Raw genomic sequence first — 22,148 nt, 5'->3', positions numbered from 1 at the left:
TTGCCGCCCTTACCCGTTCCTTCCCACTCTTTATATATACGAAAAGGCATCGGTTGTGCGCTCCTGACAAGAGCGCATAACTCGTTGATAGCGATTACGTTAGACATCCGTATCACATACAAGAACTGACTCACCGCATGATGGTTCTGTTTGTACATTTTTCATTCAAAGATCCTGATGGAGTGCGAGATGACGACACGACGCGAAGTTCCAGGCATCCGGCCTTACGACGGCCCCGCTGGCGGGTGGGGCGCGCTACGCGCGACAGCTCAGGCCGTCCGCCAGCAGATGGAGAGCATCACCGCGCCGATTACGCTGATGCGCACCAACCAGCCGGACGGGTTCGACTGTCCCGGCTGTGCGTGGCCCGACAAGGAACATCGCTCCACATTCCAGTTCTGCGAGAACGGCGCGAAGGCTGTCACCTGGGAAGCGACGAGCAAGCGGGTTCCTCCCGAATTCTTCGCCAGCAATACCGTAACGTCTCTGCTGCAAAAGTCGGACTACGAGCTGGAAGACATGGGCCGCCTTACCCATCCGCTCGTCTACAATCGGGCAACGGATACCTATCGTGCGGTCGAATGGGAAGACGCTTTTGCGCGCATCGGTGAGATCCTGCGCGCCCTTTCGCCGAACCAGGTCGAGTTCTACACCTCCGGCCGTGCCTCGAACGAAGCCGCGTACCTGTACCAGCTATTCGCCCGCGAGTACGGCACAAACAATTTTCCTGATTGCTCGAACATGTGTCATGAGCCGACCAGCGTCGGCTTGCCTCAATCAATCGGTATCGGCAAGGGCACCGTTTCGCTGGAAGACTTCGACTCGGCCGAACTCATCATCTCGATCGGCCACAATCCCGGCACGAATCACCCGCGCATGATGGGAACGCTGCATGAAGCGTCGCGGCGCAATGTGCCGATCATCGTATTCAATCCGCTGCGTGAGCGCGCACTCGAACGGTTCGCCGATCCGCAGAACTTTATCGAAATGGCGACCTATGCGTCGACGCGTATCGCCTCGACCTACTTTCAGGTCGACGCGGGCGGTGACGCGGCTGCGCTCAAGGGTGTCATGAAAGCATTGCTTCAGATGGAAGCGGAGCAAGGCAATGTGCTCGACCGTGAATTCATCGCCGCGCACACCGAAGGTTTCGACGCGTTCGCCGCTGACCTCGAAGCGACATCGTGGGACGATATCGAAAAGGCGAGCGGCCTCACACGCCCGGATCTCGAGGAGGTTGCACTCGCCTACGCGAAGTCCAACGCGACCATCGTGACGTACGGGATGGGCATCACACAGCACAACAAAGGCACAGCCAATGTCCGTCTGATTGCCGACCTGTTATTGCTGCGCGGCAACTTCGGCAAGCCCGGCGCCGGCATCTGTCCGCTTCGCGGACATTCGAACGTTCAGGGAAACCGTACCGTCGGCATCACGGAAAAGCCATCCAGCGAGTTTCTCAAGCTGATTGAACAGACCTGCGGCTTCACGCCCCCTTCGGAACATGGTCATGATGCGGTTCAGGCAATGCAGGCGATGATCGACGGCAAGGCGAAGGCGCTGATCTGTCTGGGCGGAAACTTCGCAGTCGCGTTGCCAGATCCGGAACTGTCCTTCCCCGCGATGGCGGGGCTCGATCTGGCCGTTCATATCGGCACAAAGCTCAATCGCACGCATTTGCTGGTGTCGAAGGAAACCTACCTATTCCCTTGCCTAGGCCGTACCGAACTTGACATGCAGACGGGAGGTCACCAGTCGGTGACGGTGGAAGACTCGATGTCCATGGTTCATGCATCGGCCGGCAAGCTCACGCCGGCATCGGAACATCTGCGCTCGGAGCCCGCCATCGTGGCCGGCATGGCTCGCGCGACGCTACCCAACAGCAAGGTAGCGTGGATGGAACTCGTTGCCGATTACGACAAGATCCGTGACCTGATCGAGCGGACCGTCCCCGGCTTCGAAGCGTTCAACGAACGCATCCGGCATCCCGGCGGATTTCGCCTTCCGCTTCCGCCAACCGAGCGACAGTGGCCCACACCGTCGGGAAAGGCGATGTTCTCCGTCTATGACGGCGTCAAGGAAGACGCGGACGTGCTCGGCGCAGAGAATGTACTGCGCCTCATCACGATACGCAGCCACGACCAGTACAACACCACTATCTATGCAATGGACGATCGCTATCGCGGTGTATTCGGCCGGCGAGACGTGCTGTTCATGAACGAAGCCGACCTCGCGGAGCATGGACTCGAACACGGCGATCTGGTCGACATCGAGACGATCGTGTCTGGCAGACAGCTTCATCTCAAGAACATCACCGCGATCGTATACGGCATTGCAAAGGGCTCGGTTGCCGCGTACTACCCGGAGGCAAACGTTCTGGTTCCTCTTGACTACATCGACAAGGAGTGTGGGACGCCCTCCTACAAGTCTGTGCCGGTCAAGGTCAGGCGCGCGGCCGCGAGTTGACGCTACCGATCGACTCTGCGCACGGGGCTTGGGGACATAACTTCAGGCCACGTGCGCGAAAAGCGCTTCGTCGTCCAGCGCGGTACACGGGTCACGTCACATTCGATCCTGGCGAGTCAGTCCGCGAATGTCGTCATCAACGGGAGCTATTGACCGATCATGGAAATCTTCGACGCCTTTCATCTCGCCCGGTTGCAGTTTGCGTTCACCGTATCGTTTCACATCGTCTTTCCGGCAATCAGCATCGGGATGGCCAGCTTTCTCGCCGTGCTCGAATGGCGCTGGCTACTAACGGGCGACACCGCATACAAGGACATGTTCCTGTTCTGGTCGAAGGTCTTTGCGGTCGGATTCGGGATGGGCGTCGTCTCGGGTGTGGTCATGGCGTATGAGTTCGGCACCAACTGGAGCGGCTTTTCCAGCATTGCCGGGAACATCACTGGCCCGCTTCTCACCTACGAAGTATTGACGGCGTTTTTTCTGGAGGCAGGTTTTCTCGGCGTCATGCTGTTCGGCTGGCATCGCGTGAGTCCGCGTGCGCACTTCTTTGCAACGTTGATGGTCGCAATCGGCACGCTGATCTCCACGTTCTGGATTCTCGCGTCGAACAGTTTCATGCACACACCGCAAGGATTCACCGTCGAAAACGGCCGCATCGTGCCCGTCGACTGGTTCAGGGTGATCTTCAATCCGTCGTTTCCGTATCGCCTCGCGCATATGACGATTGCCGCCTTCATCGTGGCCGGCTTCATCGTCGCCGCATGCGGCGCATGGCATCTGTTGCACGGGCGACGCGATAAGCCCGTCATGCGCAGTTTCTCGATGGCATTGTGGATACTGCTCCTGCTCACGCCAACCCAGATCCTGGTGGGTGACGCGCATGGACTCAATACCCGCCAGTACCAGCCTGCGAAGATCGCGGCAATCGAGGGCTTATGGGAAACCGAAAAAGGCGGCACGGCGCTGAATCTGATCGGTTTTCCCGACATGGACGCCGAGGTAACGCGATACGCCATTCAGATTCCGCACCTAGGCAGCCTGATCCTGACGCATAGCTGGAACGGCGAAATTCGTGGCCTGAAGGAGTTCCCGCCTCAGGACCGACCGTATTCCCCCGTCATTTTCTGGACGTTCAGGCTCATGGCCGGTCTTGGCATGCTGATGCTGCTGACGGCGCTGGTCGGTCTGCTGCTCAGAATACGCGGCCAACTCTACGAGACGCGCTGGTTTCAGCGCTTCGTATTCTGCATGGGACCGTCTGGCATCGTGGCGCTGCTGGCCGGCTGGATCACGACGGAAGTTGGCCGCCAGCCGTGGACCGTCTACGGCGTACTGCGCACGATCGACTCCCTGTCGCCCGTCGATGCCCAGCAGGCCGGCGTGTCGTTGCTTATCTTCGTTCTCGTCTATTTCCTGGTGTTCGGCGTCGGCGTCTACTACATGCTGATGCTGATGAAGCGTGGTCCTGATGAGCATATCGAGGCCCGCGAACAACGCAAGCATCCCGTATTGCACAACCGCGCTCTCGAAGCGCTGGAAGGAGAATGAGCCATGCAAATCGACCTTCCTGTCGTCTGGGCCGCGATCATCGGACTGGGTGTATTCATCTACGTGATGCTGGACGGATTCGATCTCGGCATCGGCCTTCTCTTCCCATTCTTTGAAGCGAAAAACGACCGGCAAGTGATGCTCAATACGGTTGCCCCCGTCTGGGACGGCAACGAGACATTCCTCGTGCTCGGCGGTGCCGGCCTGTATGGCGCGTTTCCGGTTGTCTATTCGACGCTGCTGCCCGCCAACTATCTCCCGTTGATCGTGATGGTCGTGGGTCTCATCTTTCGGGGAGCCGCGTTCGAACTGCGCGGCAAGGCAACCCGGACCCAGCACGCGTGGGATCTCGCATTCATCTGCGGCTCGGGGCTCGCCGCGCTCTGCCAGGGCATCGTGCTGGGATCGCTGTTGCAAGGGATCAAGATCGCCAACGGACGTTTCGTCGGCGGCCCGTTCGACTGGCTTTCGCCCTTCAGCCTGTTCTGCGGGATTGGCGTGCTCATCACCTATGCGACGCTTGGCTGCGGCTGGCTGATCCTGAAGACGGAAGGCGAGCTGCAACGCAATATGCGTCTGTTGATGAGACCGCTCGTGTGCGTGCTGCTCGGCGCCATTACCATCGTGAGCCTGTGGACAGTCATTGGCCTGCCTGCCGTTGCGCATCGCTGGTTCGGCAGCGGCAACCTCGGCTGGTTCCTTCCCGTTCCGGTTCTGGTGATCGCGTGCGTGTGGGGAATCTTCCGTTCTGTCCGCTTGCAGCACGAAGCCATGCCGTTCATTCTCACGCTGGCGATCTGCTTCCTGGGTTACAGCGGCTTGCTGATCAGCATCTGGCCAAACATCGTGCCGCCGTCCCTGTCGATCTGGGAGGCATCGTCGAGCCGCTCGAGCCAGCTGTTTGCACTGGTTGGCACCGTCATCATTCTGCCCATCATCCTTGTGTACAACGCGATGCAGTATCGTGTGTTTCGGGGCAAAGTGCGCGAGGGCGATCCGGGCTATCACTAGACTGCATCGCGATTCCGGAGGACATGGACGGGCATGGCCATCTGCCCGCAGACGTCACGTCTTCGTTCGCGGCAGATCCACATTCATACAAAAGAAGAGCACGCTATGATCTTGAGGCCGAGACAGAACTGGTTCAGCTTGTTGTTCGTCTGGAACGGTTCTGTATTGCAATCGATTATTCCCCAACTGTTGTTCATGGCGATCGTCAGTAGTCTGGCCGTCGTCACACAAGGCCGCGTCTTTGGTGAAAAGATCCCTCTCAATACAACGCCTTTCACACTGTTCGGCCTCACACTTGCGATCTTCCTTGCATTCCGCAATACGGCGAGCTATCAGCGATTCGACGAGGCGCGACGGCTCTGGGGCAATTTACTGATTTCCGCTCGCGACCTCACCTCACAGCTGCAATGTTATGCGCCTGGGAGCGAAGCAAGGCTTTCCATCGCGCGTATTCTGATTGCCTTCGTCTATGCACTCAAGCATCAATTGCGCGGCACAGATCCAGACATCGATCTCACTCGCCTGCTCGAAACCGACCGAGCCAGTAAGTTGCGGGAGATCCGCTACCGGCCCGTTGCACTGCTTAACGAGGTCCGTCACCAACTCGCCGACCTGCAAAGCCGAGGATCTATTTCGGATACGAAGCTCTGGATGCTGAATAAGCAGGTCAACGAACTCGAAAAGTGCGTGGGTGGATGCGAACGCATTGCGTCCACACCCATTCCGTTTGCCTACAACGTGTTGCTGCACCGTACCGTATACACGTACTGTGTGTTGCTGCCGTTCGGTCTTGTCGACTCGACGGAATTCTTCACGCCATTACTTTGCGTGTTCATTTCGTACACGCTGATCGCACTCGAAGCGATCGCCAGTGAGGTTGCCGATCCGTTCAGCGTTGCACCCAACGCGCTTGCCCTCGACCTCATGACGCGCAACATCGAACGGTCGATTCTCGAGCTATGTGGATGCGAACTGCCGGGTGAGGTCGCCGCGGTGCGTCCGTATCAGTTCACGTGAAGCAGTTGCAAAACCGCCCGGCCGCGGCCGAACTGTGCTCGTTCGATTGGGCCATAACTGTGCATGCAGCCTGACCGGATGCCGCACTATGCTGAACGCCAGGCATTGGTAAAACAGTGGCCGGGGCTTGCGAAGAGAATGGAATCCACAGCTAGACGGCGAATGCAGATGGGTCGACGCCAAGCCTCGCGACGAGCAGTCGATGCTGCGCTGGGGCTGACGTCCGCCGCTTGCATACCGCATCCGAACAGCATATCCACAGCCATGGAACTCACCATCCGATACTTCGCCAGTGTTCGGGAACAGAATGGCGTGACGTCTGAAGTCATCCACATCGACTCTGCGGAACTGGCAATCGACACGCTGCGCGCCACGCTCGCGTCGAGGAACACGCGCATTGGCGGATGCGCTGCACGCGAGCCGCCCGATTCGCATGGCCGTCAATCACGAGATGGTCGGCAGCGGGTTTGTCGTGCGCTAGAACAGCAAAATCGCGTTCTTCCCGCCCGTCACGGGCGGCTGACGAAATCAAACGGCATCTCCGTTAGCCCGCGCAAGCGGCTGCCAGCTTGCCGATCGTGATCACCGCCTGCTCGATTTCGCTCGTCCACGGGCTGCTGTAGTTGAGGCGGATAAAGTTCTTATACGTCGCATCAGACACCGAAAACATATAGCCGGGTCCGATGGTGATGCCTTCATCGAGCGCGAGATTGTAGAGTCGCATCGCGTCGACCTTGGGCGGCAGTTCGATCCACAGCACATATCCGCCTGCGGGATTCGACATGCGCGTGCCCGGCGGAAAGAAACGCGACACAACCACTTTCATCAGATTGGCCTGTTGTGCATACGCCTTTCGTACCCTGCGCAGGTGATGTTCGTAGCCGTCGCGTTCGAGGTATTCGGCGATCGCCTGCTGGGGTATCGTCGGGGACGTCAACGTGTTCAGGAACTTGAGCTTTTCGACCTGATCGCGGTAGCGTCCCGGCAACGCCCAGCCAATCCGGTAGGCGGCCGTGAGGCTTTTCGAAAACGATGAGCAATGTAGTATCAGGCCCTTCCTGTCGTAAGACTTCAATGTGCTCGGATGTGAGTTGCCGAAGTACAGTTCGTTATAGACGCCGTTCTCGATGACGGGGATGTCCCGTCTGGTTGCGAATTCGACGAGTTTGCGCTTGCGTTCGTCAGGCATCTGAAACCCGAGCGGGTTCTGGAAGTTCGGCATGACCATGCACGCAGCGACAGACTGGGAGTCTGCAATAGCATCCAGCGCGTCGATATCGATGCCGTATTCGGGGTGCGTCGATACCTCGATCGCCTTCATGCCCAAACGTTCGATCGCGTGGAGCATCGCGTAGAACGTCGGCGACTCGACTGCAATCACATCGCCAGGCTTCGCAACAGCCTGAAGGCAGAGGTTGATCGCCTCGGTCGCGCCAACCGTGATGATGACCTCGTTCGGATCGACGGCCATGCCATTCTCGAGATAGCGGCGCGCGATCTGGCGCACGAGATTCGGATTGCCCGGCGGCAATGCATCCGTTACGCCCCAGCGGGACTTGCCCCTTCCGATGTCATACGCGTATCGGTTGATTCGTTCGAACGGAAACAGACCGGGGTCGGGGTACGGTGAACCAAGCGGCAACGCATCGTCTACGCCGATCGAGCGCAGCGTGGAGAGCACCAGGCGGCTGACGTCGACGGGCGAAGAGATCGGGATGGGTCTCGACGGGCGAAGATCGAGCGCCTGCCGTGCTTCGTCACCCTCCCGGAAGTTCGCGAAGTAGCCCGACTGCGGCCGGCTCGTCAGCAAGCCGCGGCTCTCAAGCAACAAATACGCCCGAATGACGGTAGAGATGCTGATCCGGTGCTGCTGACTCGTCTGACGCACCGATGGCAAGCGCTCGCCGTGACGGTAGACGCCCTGACGGATCAACCGCTCGATGTCATCCGCGAGCTTTTCGTAGATATTCATCAGACGTCTTCCTGACGGTGTACCGGTCGGACGGACAACACAGTCCGATCCTCCCGCGAACGGCCACTGGCCTGGTTTTGGACGGTATCGAGATGCTAGCAAAACTGTACTGATTCACCGGCCCCGGATTTGTGCCCACTGCGATAGACAGACCCGCCTTACGCTTTCCCTCATCGTGCATCGTTTCAGCGTTCGACAGCAATGCTGACCGGTGCGTCACTTTAGGAGGCGCGTCATGAACGGGACATCAGCGAAGGAATCAGCCAACAATTACCGGCAATCACATGCAGAAAAACTCGCGCTGACTTATATCGCCCATGAGTGGCTGAAACGGCACAACCCTTCGACGTTCGAACTGCGCGCGACGGGCGCGAAGGCAGGGTGGGCGCCATGAACCTGCTGGAGACCATGCGCATTTATGCCAGAGTGGTTGAGCGCGGCAGCATGTCGAGCGCGGCACGAGACCTCAATATCGGACAACCCGCCGTCAGTGAACGCATCGAGCGGCTCGAGAAGTATCTCGGCTGCCGCCTGCTGCTGCGCAGCGCACGCGCATTCAACTGCACGCCGGAAGGCCTGGCTTTCTATGAGCGCAGCAAGAAGATACTGTGCTCAGTCGAACAGGCCATCGCTGAAGTCTCGAACGACGAGCGGGACCTCAGCGGAAGCATACGCATCGCGGCGCCTCACTGCTTTGGCGAGACCGTCGTGCCGGAGGCGTTGAAGTTCATCCGTGCAACCTATCCTCAACTGGACCTGGATCTCGTGCTGAATGACCGGGTGGTCGATCTCGTGACGGAAGGCGTCGATATCTCGTTTCGTCTCGGGCAACTTGGAGAAGGTGCATTCATTGCCTGCAGACTCGGAAAGATTGATCGCATGCTCGTGGCAGCACCCGAATATCTGGAACAATGCGGTCCGATCCGCGAGCCGGACGACCTGACCAAGCATCCGTTCATTCGGGTGCAAAGCATGTTCGGCTCGGATCAATTGCCTCTCAAGCATATCGACAGCGTGGTGGAGAGTGCTCCCATTCACTCGGCAATCAAGACAAGCCATTGGCGACCTATGTACGAATTGATCCTCGCGGGCGTCGGTATAGGCGTCATCGAAGAGCACGCGTGCGCCGCCGCACTCGCCGACCACAAGCTGACGCGGATCTTGCCCGAATTCAATGTGCCGCCGTTCGATCTGCATCTCCTGTTTCAGGCGCAACGGCCCATTCCTTCCCGGGTACGGATGATCGTCGGGCTGCTGAAAAAATGCACGCCGGACATCCTCGGCCGCGCGGGCGCCAATGCGGGTGAAACGGCGCGTCGAATTGAAGCGCTGCTCGACGAGAGCTAAACCCTGCTGCATATTCGCGCAGACCACCTCGACCTGTGCTTCGAACTTGCCACGAGACTGATGGGACGCGGCGCGCCGAACAGCACATCCCACGCGTCCGAGCCGAAGCCGCACACACACGACAGGTTACCGTCCGGCACGCGCGTGCCGACCGAGCGTACGAGCGCGGCAACGTTTCCGCACCAGCTTCGCACCCTGCCGGCTGCTGTGCAGTCACCCGAAAGCGTCGCCGTAATCAAGATCGCGCTACGGCTGATGGGATGACAAACGGCTTGCGGTTCGGTCGTACCTTGAGACGTAGGGCGTCATCGAGTAGGGGTTCGCCTTGCGCCAGACTCTTCAGCTTCCTTCGAGCAGCCATGTTATATCGCTGGCCGTTCGCGGAAAACGTGATCCATTTACGTGCGGCGGCCAATTTTGTTCTTGCATCCCGCTTCACAACAGATCTGTATCGAGTCATGGCAACCAGTTGGCTTCATCCGATACTCAACATCGAGCAAGCACTGGAGTGTCGCCGATAGGGTCGGAAGACTTTGAGCTGCTGATGTTTCGTATCGGCTGGCTCCCCTTTTATTTACCGTTCTCGTGGTTATTATTTCTTTAGCCTGTCTGTGTGCGGGCATCGCCGATAACGTGGCAGATAGCTGAGCTTCGCGCTCTCAGTAGCGCTCGTCTTTCTAACGCACAAAAACAGTCCCGTCGAATGTGGATGATCTCGCCGCTAACGTATCGCGCCCGCTCGACGACAGCAAAACAGCACGGCCGGGTGGTGTCCGGTTCGCGCAAGCGGCGCCGTGCATCAGCGTCGTGTCTTGCAAGTTCGACGTAAGTACAGGCTGCCCGACATGAACATGTTGGAAGCGATGCGCATTTACGTCAGGGTGGTCGAGCGCGGAATCATCTCCCATGCAGCGAGAGACCTCAATATGGGGCAGCCTGCTGCGAGCGAGCGCATCGAGCGACTCGAAACATTTCTTGACTGCCGCCTGCTTCTGCGCAACGCGAGAGCGTTAAGGTGCACCCCTGAGGGACTGGACTTCTATGAGCGCGCAAAAACCATACTGCAAGACGTAGCACAGGCTATCGCGGAAGTCTCCGGCGACAAGCCGATGCTCGAAGGAACAATCCGGATCGCGGCTCCGCACTGTTTCGGCGAGACGATCGTGCCGGAAGCGTTGAAGCAGGTACGCGAGGCCTACCCTTACCTTCATCTGGCTCTTGTCCTGAACGATCGCCTGGTCGACCTCGTGACGGAAGGCGTGGATATATCGTTTCGCGTCGGACCGCTCGGTGAAGGCACGTTCATAGCGTGCCCCCTGGGTAGCGTCGAGCGCATGCTCGTGGCCTCGCCTGGCTATCTGTTGCACCACGGTGCGATCTCCGGGCCATCGGAGTTGATCAACCATCCGTTCATTCGGATCCAAAGCATGTTTGGTTCGGATCGATTGCCCCTCACACGGGTCGCCGGCGTCGCGGAAAGCGCCCGGATTCGCACATCCGTCACGACCAGTCACTGGCGCCCCATGTATGAAATGGTCGTGTCAGGTATGGGAATTGGCGTCGTGGAAGCGCCGGCGTGCGTCGACGCGCTAACAGAAGGTCGATTGGTTCGCGTCTTGCCGGACTTCAACGTCCCTTCGTTCGATCTGAACATGCTGACCCAGACACTGCGCCCCCTGCCACCCCGCGTGCGATCGGTTGCGTTGAAATTGAAAGAGATCCTGCCGGGCATGCTTCCAAGCTCACGCAACGCGCTGGACGGTCGTCCCAACCGATATATCGAATCGACAACCGGAATGGGATATCGCCTTCCAGATTCACTATCCTTGACTGATTGCTTCAACGAAGCGAGGAGCGAGGCCATGCCGCAACAGTTGATAGTCGCAGTCTTCGACAGCGAAGACACCGCAGAAAAGGCAAGTCGCGACCTCAAGGGGTACGAGGACAAAGGCGACGGTTTCAAGGTCCAAAGCGGCGTGCTGGTCCAGAAAGATGCCGCGGGTAAGATCAGCTTGCTCGAGAGGCAAACGCGATCTTTATGGGGCACGGTAATCGGCGCAATCACCGGCGGTCTCGTCGGCATGCTCGGAGGACCTGCAGTTGCGGTCCTCGGGTTCACGGTAGGTGCGTCGGGCGGACTGGCCATGCATACAATCGAAGACGTGCTGGATGACGAGTCCATCGAAGCCATATCGGAGAAACTTCGGCTTGGTGCGGTCGCGTTGATTGTCGAGGCTCAGGAACCTTCACCTTTCGAAGTGGATAATATCGTCCGGGGCTACAAGGGTGACATCTTTCGCAAGCTATCTTCCGCGCCATGATAAGGGCTTCCGAAACGAACGCCACGCTCGCACAGCACGAGCCGTCGCGGCCAAGCAGGCGGCCTGGAGAGGGCAATATCATGACCCACGCAATCAGCGAAGACATTGCCCACACGACCATCAAAGCGTTCTACCTTACCGAGAAAGACGTCGATCTGCTACGACAGGTCGTCACGCCGGACTGGGAATATATTCCGGAACCGCCGGGTGCGAAGCCCGGTGCCGATCAGATGGCAGACGCATTCGAGCGGATGGCCATCGCGCTTCCCGACATGGAAATTACCATTCTCGATCTGTTGATCCACGGTGACCGGGTTGGCGTGCGCGCTGAAGTAACGGGCACTCAATCGGGAGAATTGCTTGGCATGGCTTCAAGTGCAAAGCAGATCAAATTCGCTATTCACTCGTTTCATCAGTTGCGCGGCCCTCTGGTTGCGAAGACCTGGCATCTCGAAGACAGGATCTCTGTTTTCGGACAGATTGGTCAATTACCCAAACATCTCGACGCGCATCCAATCTGACGCAATATGTGTCGTCGTCGATAAAGCGCACCCTTGCAGATCGCGCATCGCATCGCAAGGTCGCGCTGGCCTTTCAGTAATGTCGCGAGCGGGAAAAACACGAAAACCTCACGCGCCGAGTTCCTGAAAAGCATGACCGTTTTTATTGAGGTCAGCCAGAATGCTGGGCGTAAGTTCACTCTCCCATACGTGCCCCTCGAATTGCCACTCTTGCGGATTCGCAAGATCAGTTAGTCCGACTCCGTTCCTGACATACAGCCCGAGCGTCGGCTTCTTGAGGTTGATGTAGAAATCGAATTCCTGCATTTCTGAAAGCTCCGTCAAATCGCTTTCGATAGACCAACCTGTTAATGATGCATTGCCGCAGAAATCAGTAGATGAAACGGCAAGACTAGCAGCGCCGTGCCCGTTACTCCGAGCAACCATAACGCTACGAACCAGAACATGCGTTTTGCGAATGTGTTATCAGCATCACGGTCTACGTTCGACACGGCATCCTCCGCAGATCGATGAAGATGCATAAGCATAGGTCAGCACCCGGATATGCGCCAGCCCGGCTCTGCGTGCGGGGCGCGGGACGCTTTCCGGTGTTCCCCTTGGCTGCTGTCCCTTCCCTCCATCCCTCCGCAAGGAGGATCCCTTTGTTCGACGACTTCTCAGGTACTACTGACGCATCCGACTTCTCATCGACGTAGACGGCAGGCGTACGGCTTTTGACCTTCCCTGCCCCAACCGGGCAGACAGCCCCGGATACCGATGAGGTCTCCCAGTTCCTGCGCAGGAAGCTTCCCGACATGCGCAGGGTCTCCGACCGCGCGGGATCGACACATGACTCGCATCTAACGTCATGTACCGTGTTGCCTTCCGAGAAGTGAAACTCCGTTGTGATTCCGAACCCCTGATTACGCGGCTCAATGGCTGGCCTGCCGGTGTCCCCTGTCAACGCTTCGGCGCGTCGTCTCCAGACTCTGATGGCCAGCAAATTTCGCGATCTCATGGAGTTGCCAGCCTGATCGGGCGAGATCGGTCAGGCAAAGGTGGCGCAGCGTGTGGGTGGAAAACGACGGCGCGTTGGCACGGAGCGCAATGGAGCGGATAACCTTGGACCACGTCCACAACGTGATCGGCGCTCCCTGGTTACGGGGTGACTCAGACAGAAACAAGGCTTGCCGATCTTTGGCAAGACCTCGCCGTTGCACAAGATAGTCGCGCAGCAGTTGCCCTGATGTGTCGGAATACGGGACGACACGCTCCCGTCGACCCTTGGTCGTCTCTGCGCGGATACGCAGCAACCGGTGCGCTGGATCGAGATCACTGCTGCGAAGCTCGCACAGTTCCTCCCGGCGAAGCGCTGCGTCATAGGCTAATGCCAGCATGCACCTGTTTCGCCGCGATTCGTCGCGGACCACAGCAAGGAGTGCCGTCCACTGCTCCTCCGTTGGAATCCAGGGTAGCTTATGAAATCGCTGGACGAGGCTTTGCTCACTGCGCGCGCCGGAACGGCTGGATGACGTATTGCGGCCGCGGCTGACGGGATTGTTTCTGACAAGCCCCTCATCAACAAGAAACTCAAAAAACAACCGGACTGCGGTGAGACGCTGCTGCAGTGTTGCGTTCGATAACAAGCCACCCGAGTCAATGCGAGTCGCACTGGCGCCCAAACGCCTCGGCTGGGTGCGCAGTTCACCGACATACTGTGCTATCGCTTCTTGCGATGTGCTGCGCAAGTCAAGGGAACGTTCTCGCGCGAAGCTAAGGAAACCTTCCATTGCGTACATGTAAGCCGCAACGGTGTTTTTCGCCAGGCCGAGCGACGCACAACTTTGTATCCAGCGGCGAGCGTAACTGTTCGAAGTGATCAGCGGGAATCGTTCCCAGACCGGTTCCACGAAAGCGTCGCCTGCACCCATAAGTTGCTCCTTCCGAGCAATGCCGCCTCGTCAACTGGCAACAAACCAACCGACAAAAAAACGGCAATCGCCTTCGACACGGGTTATCCGCCGGGCCGCGCGCCTCTCGCTCGGAATGCCCATGCCGATGGAAAAGCCACTCCACCGTAGCACGGAATCAATTCCAATTAACTTAAACTATCTACCCCTTCATTTCGACCTGCTGTTACTTCCATACGCAAGGCGCTTTGATCGGAATCTTCATTCAACACGGCCAGGCGCCCGCTGACAGGTACAGTCGACGCGACCGATCGCGAAGTCACAGCCAAGCCGAGATAACTGCCTTTTATCACGGCAATCACGCCCACGACGGTGGGTCATCGGACCGGTGTCGACCCGTTGCTGCCGTTCGACCCAATAGACCATACCTGCGCATATGCGTGCCGTATGCGACATGCGGCGCCCATGCGGCTCTTTGCCGTGCTCTTCTCTCATCCCGGTTGCTGACCTCGAGACCGCCGCGCCCGACGTGACGTGACGGCTGTTAACCGCAGGGATCACCGCACCGCAAAAGGGTTAATCCCAATGATGTGAGTGACATGATGACAAATGGCCGTGCATAAAAGCGGTACGCCAAATCTCCTTAAAGTGTGATCAACGGATTCGCCCTTGCGCGACCGGTCCTCACCTCGAATTGGAGACGCCACATGAACTTTCTCGACGACAGCCTCTTCCCAGAAAACCAGGAAAAACTCGTGATCCAGGTTGCGCCGTACGGCCCGCAATGGCTCCCGAGCGATTCGGATGACATTCCTGTCAGCATGGACGCCCAGACGTCCATGTGCGCGGAAGACGGCAAAGGCTCAAAGCGACTGTCGAAGTTCAACGAAATGCTGAGGCTTCTCCGCGAAGCCGTGCCCAAGATGGTGTTGCAGGTCGGCGGTTCGCTTTCCTTCGCTCCCGAGGGCGAGGGACAGGAAGCCCAATGGCTCGACTACGACACGCGGCACATGCTGGCTGAACTCGATCCGAAGCCGGACCAGGTCACGATCACTATCAACTCCAGCCAGATGAACATCTGCGAACTCTGACGCCTGATGATGTCGCCGGGACGATCCTCGAGAAGCCAGAGTACTTCAACGCGTACTCCGAGATGGTCGTCGATGCCAAGCCGTCGTTCTTCATCGAACATCTGCGCCGCCTGCACCAGGCGCGCATCCAGCCTCACTTCATGCTCGGCCATGTGCATCAGCTGGAAAGCGTCGAGCGTCTGATCCGGCGCGGCCTCTATACGGGCCCGCTCATCCTGAACTACGTCGCAATCGGCGGCGGCGCTGCAGGCCTGCACCCCGCCGATCTGGTCGAATTCGTTCGCCGTACGCCCGATGGCGCGGTGCTGACCATCGAGAGCGCGATGCGCGCGGTGTTGCCGATGAATGCGATGGCCATTGCAATGGGCCTGCATGTGCGTGTCGGCATCGAGGACAACCTGTGGGGCCGCAAGGGTGAGCGCATGACGTCGGTGCAGCAGATCGAGCAGACCGTGCGGATCGCGCGCGAACTGGGCCGCGACATTGCGACGGGCGAGGACGCAAAGCGCATCTATCAGATCGGCGAGTGGTACGAGGGCGCCGACGAAACGATTGCGGCACTGGGCTAGGCACCGGGAAGCCGCCCTGCGCAGCGCGGCTTCCCGGTGCCTAGCCGCGCCTGAAACCGTTGCGTGCATCCCGTCATCCTGAAGGAGTGGACATGAAACTGCGTAACAAGATTTCGCTAGTGACAGGCGCAGGCAACTTTCCCGACTGCCCAAGCGCCGCCTCTGGATTCGCACCTGTTGAACCTGACGCGCGGGAGGTACAGCACCAGTGCTCCCAGGAGCGCCAGTCGGACTGCACAGCAGATCGGGGCGAACGTGGGGAATAAATCGCCATCGGCGCCGGAGAGACGCTAATGTTGATTCGCCAGCAAAGTGTGTATTTCAGAAACGACGGCGGCACCCTCTCCTACAGCTGAAGCGACGCGCTTGATGGAAGACGAACGCACATCACCGATTGCGAAGACTCCCGGGACACTCGTCTGAAACGCAAATCGGTGCGCTGCGCCGTCGGGCCGGTCTGTAATCACGAAACCCTTTTCGTCGACTTCCACGCCACAGTCACGAAGCCACGCTGTGCTCGGCTCCGCACCTGTAAAGAGGAACAGATGCCGCGTCTGAACGGACTCACGGCCACGGGGCGACTTGAACAACACCTCCGTCAATCCATCTTCGTCATAGCCAACGGACTCGACAACCGATTTTTCGTGAATTGTGACGTTCGCCAATGAAGTCACACGGTCGACGAGATAGCGGGACATTGTTTCTTCCAGCCCATCTCGCCTGACGAGCACGTGAATATGCGACGCGTAGCTCGCCAGAAACACGATCGCCTGCCCAGCTGAATTTCCTCCGCCGACAAGAACAATTTCGGTGTCACGGCAAAGGCGCCCCTCAATAGACGATGCCCAGAAGTAGACGCCCCGACCGTTGACGTTGTCGAGTCCAGAGATTTGCGGCCGTCGGTAAGCCGCTCCACTCGCGATAATCACCGTTCGCGCAATTGCCACCCGATTGTCTACCAGTTGAATCTCAAAGGGAGATTTCGCGCAGTTCAGCTTCGCTACCTCGGATTGGATAACAATGTCGGCACCAAACTTTACAGCCTGCTCAAATGCGCGACTGACAAGCACGTGACCAGAAATACCAGTGGGAAATCCGAGGTAATTCTCGATCCGTGCGCTCGCGCCAGCCTGTCCCCCGAACCCCTTCGCGTCGAGAACAAGCACTGACAATCCTTCTGACGCGGCGTAAACCGCTGCTGCTAGGCCTGCCGGCCCCGCGCCAACGATGACGGTGTCGTAAGTCACTAATTCGTCAAAGCCGCAGAGAATTCCCAGCGCAGAACATAGCTGTATCTCGCTGGGGTCTTCCAGTACCGTTCCATCGACCAGAACTGCGACAGGCACCTCTGCCCCGCTCAGGGGAATTTTTGCGAGAAACTCTAGTGCCTCACCGTCCGCAGTCGGGTCAAGGACGCGATGAGGGTGATTCACGCGGCGCAAAAGGTCCGCGAGAGCAATCAGCCGGGGATTTGTCGGTGCTCCCAATAGCGTTGGACCACTACCTTCCTGTATCAACGCGATCCGTCGCAATATGAAGGCGCGCATGATTTCAGAGCCTAGCTGTGCCTCAGCGATCAGCAGCGCGCGAAGTTGTTCTGGCGGAACCAGAATGGACTCGACATCCGTCACTGCAATTGCATCGACAAGATAGGGCTTGCCGCTTAAGGTAGCTGTCTCCCCGAGGAACTGCCTTTCCTCTACCGCCCTAAAAAGACGAGAGCGACCGAGACCGTCACGAACGACGAGTTTAACGCGCCCCTGAACCAGAAGCCGCATGCCTTCACTGCGCTCGCCAGTGCGGAACATGACCTCGTTTGCCTTCCAGTGCTCAATATGGCCGAAACGGCGAACCTTCGCGATGCGGGCATCGCTCAGATGCGGATACATCTGATATTGCCGCTGCGCTATCTGTGTCCTTTGCGCCGCCTCCTCCACCTCATATCGCTCGGGAATGGCCCGAGTTGCGGACGCGGGTGTGCGGTGCCCGATTTCGTCAAGCCCCCTGCTGGAATCAGCATTGGGCGAAGCGCCAGGGTCGGAGGATTTCTGATTTCTTCCGGATTGACCGATTGTGATATCTGACGTCATTGCTGCACTCACATTGTCAGGACTTCGCTGTCAACGGTCCCTTTTTTCCGATCTGAAGAAGCATAAAGAGGCGACCAGTTTCGCATTTACCATGTCGCCGGGCAACGCCATGATCCACTTTCGACGACCGCTGCACGTCCGGCTCTATCGCTCTCGTCTTCCCTATAAGCACTTCACCAACATAAGGCGGACTGTCGACCTTCCGAACCCGCGCGCGTTGCCCGAAAGGCGTAACGCCGTAACGTTTTGGCGCACAAACTGGATGTAGTAACTTCCCAAACTAGTCTAGGAATCTATGACCGACATTGCGAGGCGGACAATTCTTATTGAGGCACTGTTCAAGCCAATGCGGGAGAAAATCTGATGGCACGACCCGTGCCGTACCCTAAGCGAATTGCTCACGATGATCGTGGCCCGCTTTCTTCGTTGAGCCACGCACTCTCGCCTGCACTGAAGTTGACCCGCCAAAACGGACACCTTGTATCCTTTTACAGGAGGTGCCGAAATGGGCAAGCCTCGTACTCCGTACCCGGCGGAATTCCAGGCGCACATGGTGGAACTGGTCAAGGCCGGGCGCACACCGCAAGAGCTCGCGCGCGAGTTCGAACCGACGGCGCAGACCATCACCAACCGGGTTGCACAAGCCGGTCGTGATGCGGGGGAGCGTCATGACGGGCTGACCACGGCCGAGCGGCAGGAACTTACGCGGCTGCGCCGTGAGAATCGCCAGTTAAGAATGGAGCGCGACATCCTCTCTGACGCGGCGGCCTGGTTCGCACGGGAGACGGGAACCGTGCCACCGAAGGGTACGGATTCATGAAAGGGAACCGGGCCCGCTGGCCCATAGCCACGATAGCGCGGCTGCTCGAGATCTCGACGAGCGGCTTTTACGCGTGGCTGACACGCGAGCCATCGCAGCATGCTGAAGTGATGCACAGCTGCTGGCGCGTATCCGTACGTTGCATGCGAGTTCACGCGGCACGTGTGGCGCGCCACGCATCCATGTGCAACTGGCGCGCGAAGGCGTGCACATTGGGAGTAAGTGGGTAGCGCGTCTGTTGCGCATGGCGGGCCTGTGTGGCGCCAGCCGCCGGCGCTGACCACATACCACACGGCTGCGTGCGGGGGCACGACGTGCGCCCGATCTGGTGCAGCGGCACTTTAGCGCCGACGCGCCGAACGTCAACCTCAAACTGTGTCTTCGCGCGCGGGCGCGGGCATGTTTGGGCACGTGATTGACGCGCTCAGCGCTCTGTCCGATCGCGCTTCTTCTGGGCAGCGCTCCGCGATGCATTTCAAGCGGCTGCGGCCGCCATTTCCTCCTGCTTTGGTTTAACCACTTCGCCATTCGCCTCAAATTCTGTGCAGTTGCAGCCAGCAAGAACTCGTCATGCGCACCTGATGGTCCGCGCAGCCGGAGACGTTCCAGCTTCATGACGCATTTGAGGTGCGCAAACAGGATGTCTACCTTCTTGCGGTCCTTGCGTGGCTGCCCGTATGCCGGTGTTTTCGCAATAGCCCTTGCCTTGTCGCGTGCCGATTCGTGACGCTTGTGGCTATCTTTCGCATTGGTGTGTTCGGACAGCATTGATCCTTCAATGCACATCCCGCGCAGTCCAACTGGCTTGATCGATAGACGATCGTGTTGGCCTTGGTCATGTGCGTGCGCGGATTCTCGAACGGACGCCGTTCGCTGTGTAGTGCCTGTCCGGCGGGACAGCGATACTCATTGTTTTGCCCGAGCCACTGGAAATCGCTGTTCCCGAACGTCTCGTCGCTCCGCGCCCCTTTCTCCGCACCGTGACGTGCGGCTCGATCGCCTTGTCATTGATCATCCAGGCAAGCATCGATGCTGTGCCGTATGCAGTGTCACCGACCACACGTTGTGGTTTGAGGCGGAAGCGCCGCTCGACCCGAGCAATCATGGTCCTGGTTGCGTCCACCTCCTGTGTGCGGTATGCGGATGTGGCCTCAACATCCACGATGATTCCCGCCTTCAGATCGATCAGGTAGTTGGTCGAGCAGGCATAGAACGCCGGCGCCGCTGTCCAACGTGCAACCGGATCGGTCAGAGAGATGATGCCCAGCCGTATAACGCGGTAGTTGTACACCGCGCAAAACGCACATCGCCCCCGAACCCACGACACGTGGACCAGGGGCGCGTTCCTAAAACCGTTACACCGTCAGTTTGCCGAAGGGGCTGGTGTCCCGTTGCGCGGCAGAGCCCCGGGCCTCGATCACTCGGGCAACGTCCTGCTTGAGCAGGTACACGGAGACAACCAGCAGAACAAGATCCTTCAAAAGGAAAGCCGAAACGATTGTCATGGCAGGAAAGCCTCCAGCGGCGTGCTCCCACGCGCCAGGAGCGAATGGAAAGATCGAGAACGTCGCAATGAAGCTGAACGTGGAACCGAGGGCGCCCAAGACGCCCAATTTCTTATTCCAGTAGCCCAAGAACAGTAACGAGCCGAAGGTCCATTCTGCCGTTCCCAAAAGGATGCTCGTGCCTCCAACACCCAACACCGCAGGCATCCAGAAGATAAGCGGGCCGTGGGTGATTAACGGAAGCAGCCCTCTAATCTCAACATCGAACCATTTATCGTAACCGAACCACGCGAAGATGATCACCATCGCGGCGCGGAGCAGGTGGTAATCGAGGTCGCGCGTCATAACACCGGAACGACTCAATATGTTGATGATGTAATTCATGATTTTCTCCATGTTCAAGCTATGGGCACTTTGGCGCCAGTGGCGGTCTGAAGTGCGAGGGCCCGGATGCGCGACAGCAGAAACTCGTTTCATCAGTTCGCTTCCGTAAGTGAGACCAGTATATGCGTCGGATGTGATAGCTTAATGCCTAACTGGCTCGATAAAATGCTTGAACGTATCATGACGTGGGCCCGCCGGGGAACGTCCATCGGAGCATGGCACATAGACGCAGATGACATTGGCCATGTGACGCCGATACTGCTTTTCAACGACCGTCAAATGAGTATCACGCCGTTATTCGCCGTAATGGAGGCGAAGCGTCGGCTTGCCAGGTTTGCCGAAACCGGTCACCGTGGCCGGATGGCGCACCGATGCGCGTTCCCCCCGGGGACTGGGGCGTTGCTGGCCGCAGATCACCGGCATTCGTTGCGGATCAATTGACTCATCAAGTCGAATCGACACACGAATATTGGCCGCACTGGCGAAGGCGGCAATTTAAATGATTTATGAGCCCGTCAAACGTGTCGCGCGGAAGAAATAAGGACAAGAGCATGACACGCAACAACGCGCCCACCGCTAGCGTCAAATAGAAGGCACACGCAATCTCGTCTGCAACTCGTTCGGTCATGGTCGTCGCCGTGATCAAGTCCAATGGTAGGTCCACCAGTGCCCACAAAACGGTTCCCAGAATCGTCCATTTCCGCAGCGAAAGAACTGCATGATGCGATGCCCAGCGTTTCCACGCAATGTGTTTACCAGTATTTCAGCGAAACGCGACTCGCACTGAATAGATTTCGGCTGGCCCGTGAAGACGAATCTCTTTTTGAACAGCACTCGGCAAACCGGCACGGCGATCAATATTGAATACAGTGCCACTATCCAAGGACCGGCCGCATGGCTGCCTTTATACAGCCTCAAACTGCTCGCCGAGACGCCAATGAAATAGACGAGCGTCGGCCACATTCGACCTCGCGTCCAGCACGGAACTACAAGTTCGTTTGCCATCCGCGCTCCTTGTACGTGGTTCGATTTTTACTAGATGTCGTCTCGCAGGTGACATGCGGAAACGAATGAACGAGCCTCCAATATCTCTCTCACTCTCTTACCCAGAAGTTCTCTACGCACAAATCGATGTCGTTCGAATGATCACCGACAACTCGCGACATCGTCTGTGCGCTGGCAACCTGGCGAGCGCCTTGATTGATCGCCCTTGTCGGCCGCGCCTATAAGCCGGGTAACGGCACGCTTGCAGAGTTTGAGTCTGGTCCATCGGCGATTGTCAGCAATCTGGGAACCAACATCGAATGACCGAAGATGGCCGGCCGCAAGCACTTGTTCGGCGAACACTCTCCGGAGCAGACGCTGGGGTCATCAACGACAGCTTTCCGGCAGGTTGGGCGAATGTGTACCGCCGGCCAAGATGTGTCGTTACAGAGCGCCACCCGAACGCGTAGGTTCCCACGGCCCCGATAGCACGTGCAGGATTGGGCTATGACATGGTGGGCCAACCAATGTGGATATATGCGATGGGAGCGGATCGACTGGCGACGGTGTCGGCGCGCCGGCGCCAGGCCGACGGGCCGACAGGTGGCCCATC

At 58.4% G+C, this 22,148-nt stretch carries 15 protein-coding genes and 4 pseudogenes; 12 read left to right on the top strand and 7 right to left on the bottom strand.

The genetic code is table 11. From position 1 onward, the window contains the following. Positions 1 to 189: 189 nt before the first annotated feature. From J8I87_RS40145 to J8I87_RS40125, 5 genes are all read left to right on the top strand, one after another. Positions 190 to 2,466 carry an FdhF/YdeP family oxidoreductase gene (locus J8I87_RS40145; RefSeq protein ID WP_209937999.1) on the top strand — a complete coding sequence of 759 codons (2,277 nt, stop codon included), beginning with the start codon at positions 190 to 192 and terminating at the stop codon, positions 2,464 to 2,466. 159 nt (positions 2,467 to 2,625) lie between these two features. Next, entirely contained in the window at positions 2,626 to 4,014 is a 1,389-nt protein-coding gene (locus J8I87_RS40140; protein WP_209937997.1) for a cytochrome ubiquinol oxidase subunit I, read from the top strand. A 3-nt stretch (positions 4,015 to 4,017) separates the two neighbouring features. After that, positions 4,018 to 5,025, top strand: coding sequence for a cytochrome d ubiquinol oxidase subunit II (gene cydB / locus J8I87_RS40135; RefSeq protein ID WP_209937995.1), 1,008 nt, complete (start codon positions 4,018 to 4,020; stop codon positions 5,023 to 5,025). Positions 5,026 to 5,130: 105 nt separating this feature from the next. Next, the gene (locus J8I87_RS40130) at positions 5,131 to 6,042 is read left to right on the top strand and encodes a bestrophin family protein (RefSeq protein ID WP_209938002.1); all 912 of its coding nucleotides are present in this window, start codon (positions 5,131 to 5,133) and stop codon (positions 6,040 to 6,042) included. Positions 6,043 to 6,306: 264 nt separating this feature from the next. Next, positions 6,307 to 6,624: a hypothetical protein gene (locus tag J8I87_RS40125; protein ID WP_245254513.1), complete on the top strand. Its 318-nt coding sequence runs from the start codon at positions 6,307 to 6,309 to the stop codon at positions 6,622 to 6,624. Here the strand turns inward: J8I87_RS40125 and J8I87_RS40120 are convergent. After that, positions 6,587 to 8,014, bottom strand: a complete 1,428-nt coding sequence (locus tag J8I87_RS40120) for a PLP-dependent aminotransferase family protein (RefSeq protein ID WP_209937993.1) — start codon at positions 8,012 to 8,014, stop codon at positions 6,587 to 6,589. The genes J8I87_RS40125 and J8I87_RS40120 overlap by 38 nt on opposite strands. Before the next feature lie 235 nt (positions 8,015 to 8,249). Here J8I87_RS40120 and J8I87_RS40115 point away from each other — a divergent pair, with 235 nt between their 5' ends. Continuing rightward, positions 8,250 to 8,408, top strand: a complete 159-nt coding sequence (locus J8I87_RS40115; RefSeq protein ID WP_209937991.1) for a hypothetical protein — start codon at positions 8,250 to 8,252, stop codon at positions 8,406 to 8,408. Then, on the top strand, positions 8,405 to 9,361 hold the full coding sequence (locus tag J8I87_RS40110; RefSeq protein WP_209937989.1) for a LysR family transcriptional regulator: 957 nt from the start codon (positions 8,405 to 8,407) through the stop codon (positions 9,359 to 9,361). Before J8I87_RS40115 ends, J8I87_RS40110 begins: the two co-directional genes overlap by 4 nt. A gap of 53 nt (positions 9,362 to 9,414) precedes the next feature. On the opposite strand, the pseudogene J8I87_RS40105 reads toward J8I87_RS40110, so the two are convergent. Beyond that, positions 9,415 to 9,639, bottom strand: a pseudogene (locus J8I87_RS40105) (Dyp-type peroxidase domain-containing protein); the annotation flags it as partial. Positions 9,640 to 10,206: 567 nt separating this feature from the next. Between J8I87_RS40105 and J8I87_RS45325 the strand changes: the two are divergent. Beyond that, positions 10,207 to 11,097: pseudogene (locus J8I87_RS45325) on the top strand (LysR family transcriptional regulator); the annotation flags it as partial. A gap of 665 nt (positions 11,098 to 11,762) precedes the next feature. After that, positions 11,763 to 12,203: an ester cyclase gene (locus J8I87_RS40095; protein WP_209937985.1), complete on the top strand. Its 441-nt coding sequence runs from the start codon at positions 11,763 to 11,765 to the stop codon at positions 12,201 to 12,203. A 108-nt stretch (positions 12,204 to 12,311) separates the two neighbouring features. Here the strand turns inward: J8I87_RS40095 and J8I87_RS40090 are convergent, their stop codons facing one another. After that, positions 12,312 to 12,509, bottom strand: a complete 198-nt coding sequence (locus J8I87_RS40090) for a hypothetical protein (RefSeq protein ID WP_209937983.1) — start codon at positions 12,507 to 12,509, stop codon at positions 12,312 to 12,314. A 605-nt stretch (positions 12,510 to 13,114) separates the two neighbouring features. Then, a complete protein-coding gene (locus J8I87_RS40085; protein ID WP_209937981.1) occupies positions 13,115 to 14,113 on the bottom strand; it encodes a tyrosine-type recombinase/integrase in 999 nt (332 codons plus the stop codon). A 686-nt stretch (positions 14,114 to 14,799) separates the two neighbouring features. Between J8I87_RS40085 and J8I87_RS40080 the strand changes: the two are divergent. Then, positions 14,800 to 15,752: pseudogene (locus J8I87_RS40080) on the top strand (3-keto-5-aminohexanoate cleavage protein). Between the two features lie 290 nt (positions 15,753 to 16,042). Here the strand turns inward: J8I87_RS40080 and J8I87_RS40075 are convergent. Beyond that, complete coding sequence (locus J8I87_RS40075; RefSeq protein WP_209937979.1) at positions 16,043 to 17,842, bottom strand: FAD-dependent oxidoreductase; 1,800 nt, start codon at positions 17,840 to 17,842, stop codon at positions 16,043 to 16,045. A gap of 505 nt (positions 17,843 to 18,347) precedes the next feature. On the opposite strand from J8I87_RS40075, the gene J8I87_RS40070 reads away from it, so the two are divergent. Then, positions 18,348 to 18,662, top strand: a complete 315-nt coding sequence (locus tag J8I87_RS40070) for a transposase (RefSeq protein ID WP_209937977.1) — start codon at positions 18,348 to 18,350, stop codon at positions 18,660 to 18,662. Between the two features lie 118 nt (positions 18,663 to 18,780). Further along, positions 18,781 to 18,942, top strand: coding sequence for an IS3 family transposase (locus tag J8I87_RS46515; RefSeq protein WP_409518879.1), 162 nt, complete (start codon positions 18,781 to 18,783; stop codon positions 18,940 to 18,942). Positions 18,943 to 19,169: 227 nt separating this feature from the next. Here the strand turns inward: J8I87_RS46515 and J8I87_RS45315 are convergent. Together J8I87_RS45315 and J8I87_RS40050 are read right to left on the bottom strand one after the other, a co-directional pair. Further along, positions 19,170 to 19,920: pseudogene (locus J8I87_RS45315) on the bottom strand (transposase); the annotation flags it as partial. Positions 19,921 to 20,017: 97 nt separating this feature from the next. Then, entirely contained in the window at positions 20,018 to 20,551 is a 534-nt protein-coding gene (locus tag J8I87_RS40050) for a DUF417 family protein (protein ID WP_209937971.1), read from the bottom strand. Positions 20,552 to 22,148: the final 1,597 nt, after the last annotated feature.

The organism is Paraburkholderia sp. LEh10 (assembly GCF_017814945.1).
Taxonomy (GTDB): Bacteria; Pseudomonadota; Gammaproteobacteria; order Burkholderiales; family Burkholderiaceae; genus Paraburkholderia.
The sequence above is the reverse complement of the archived record's forward strand: the minus strand, read 5'-3'. Positions and strand labels throughout refer to the sequence as shown.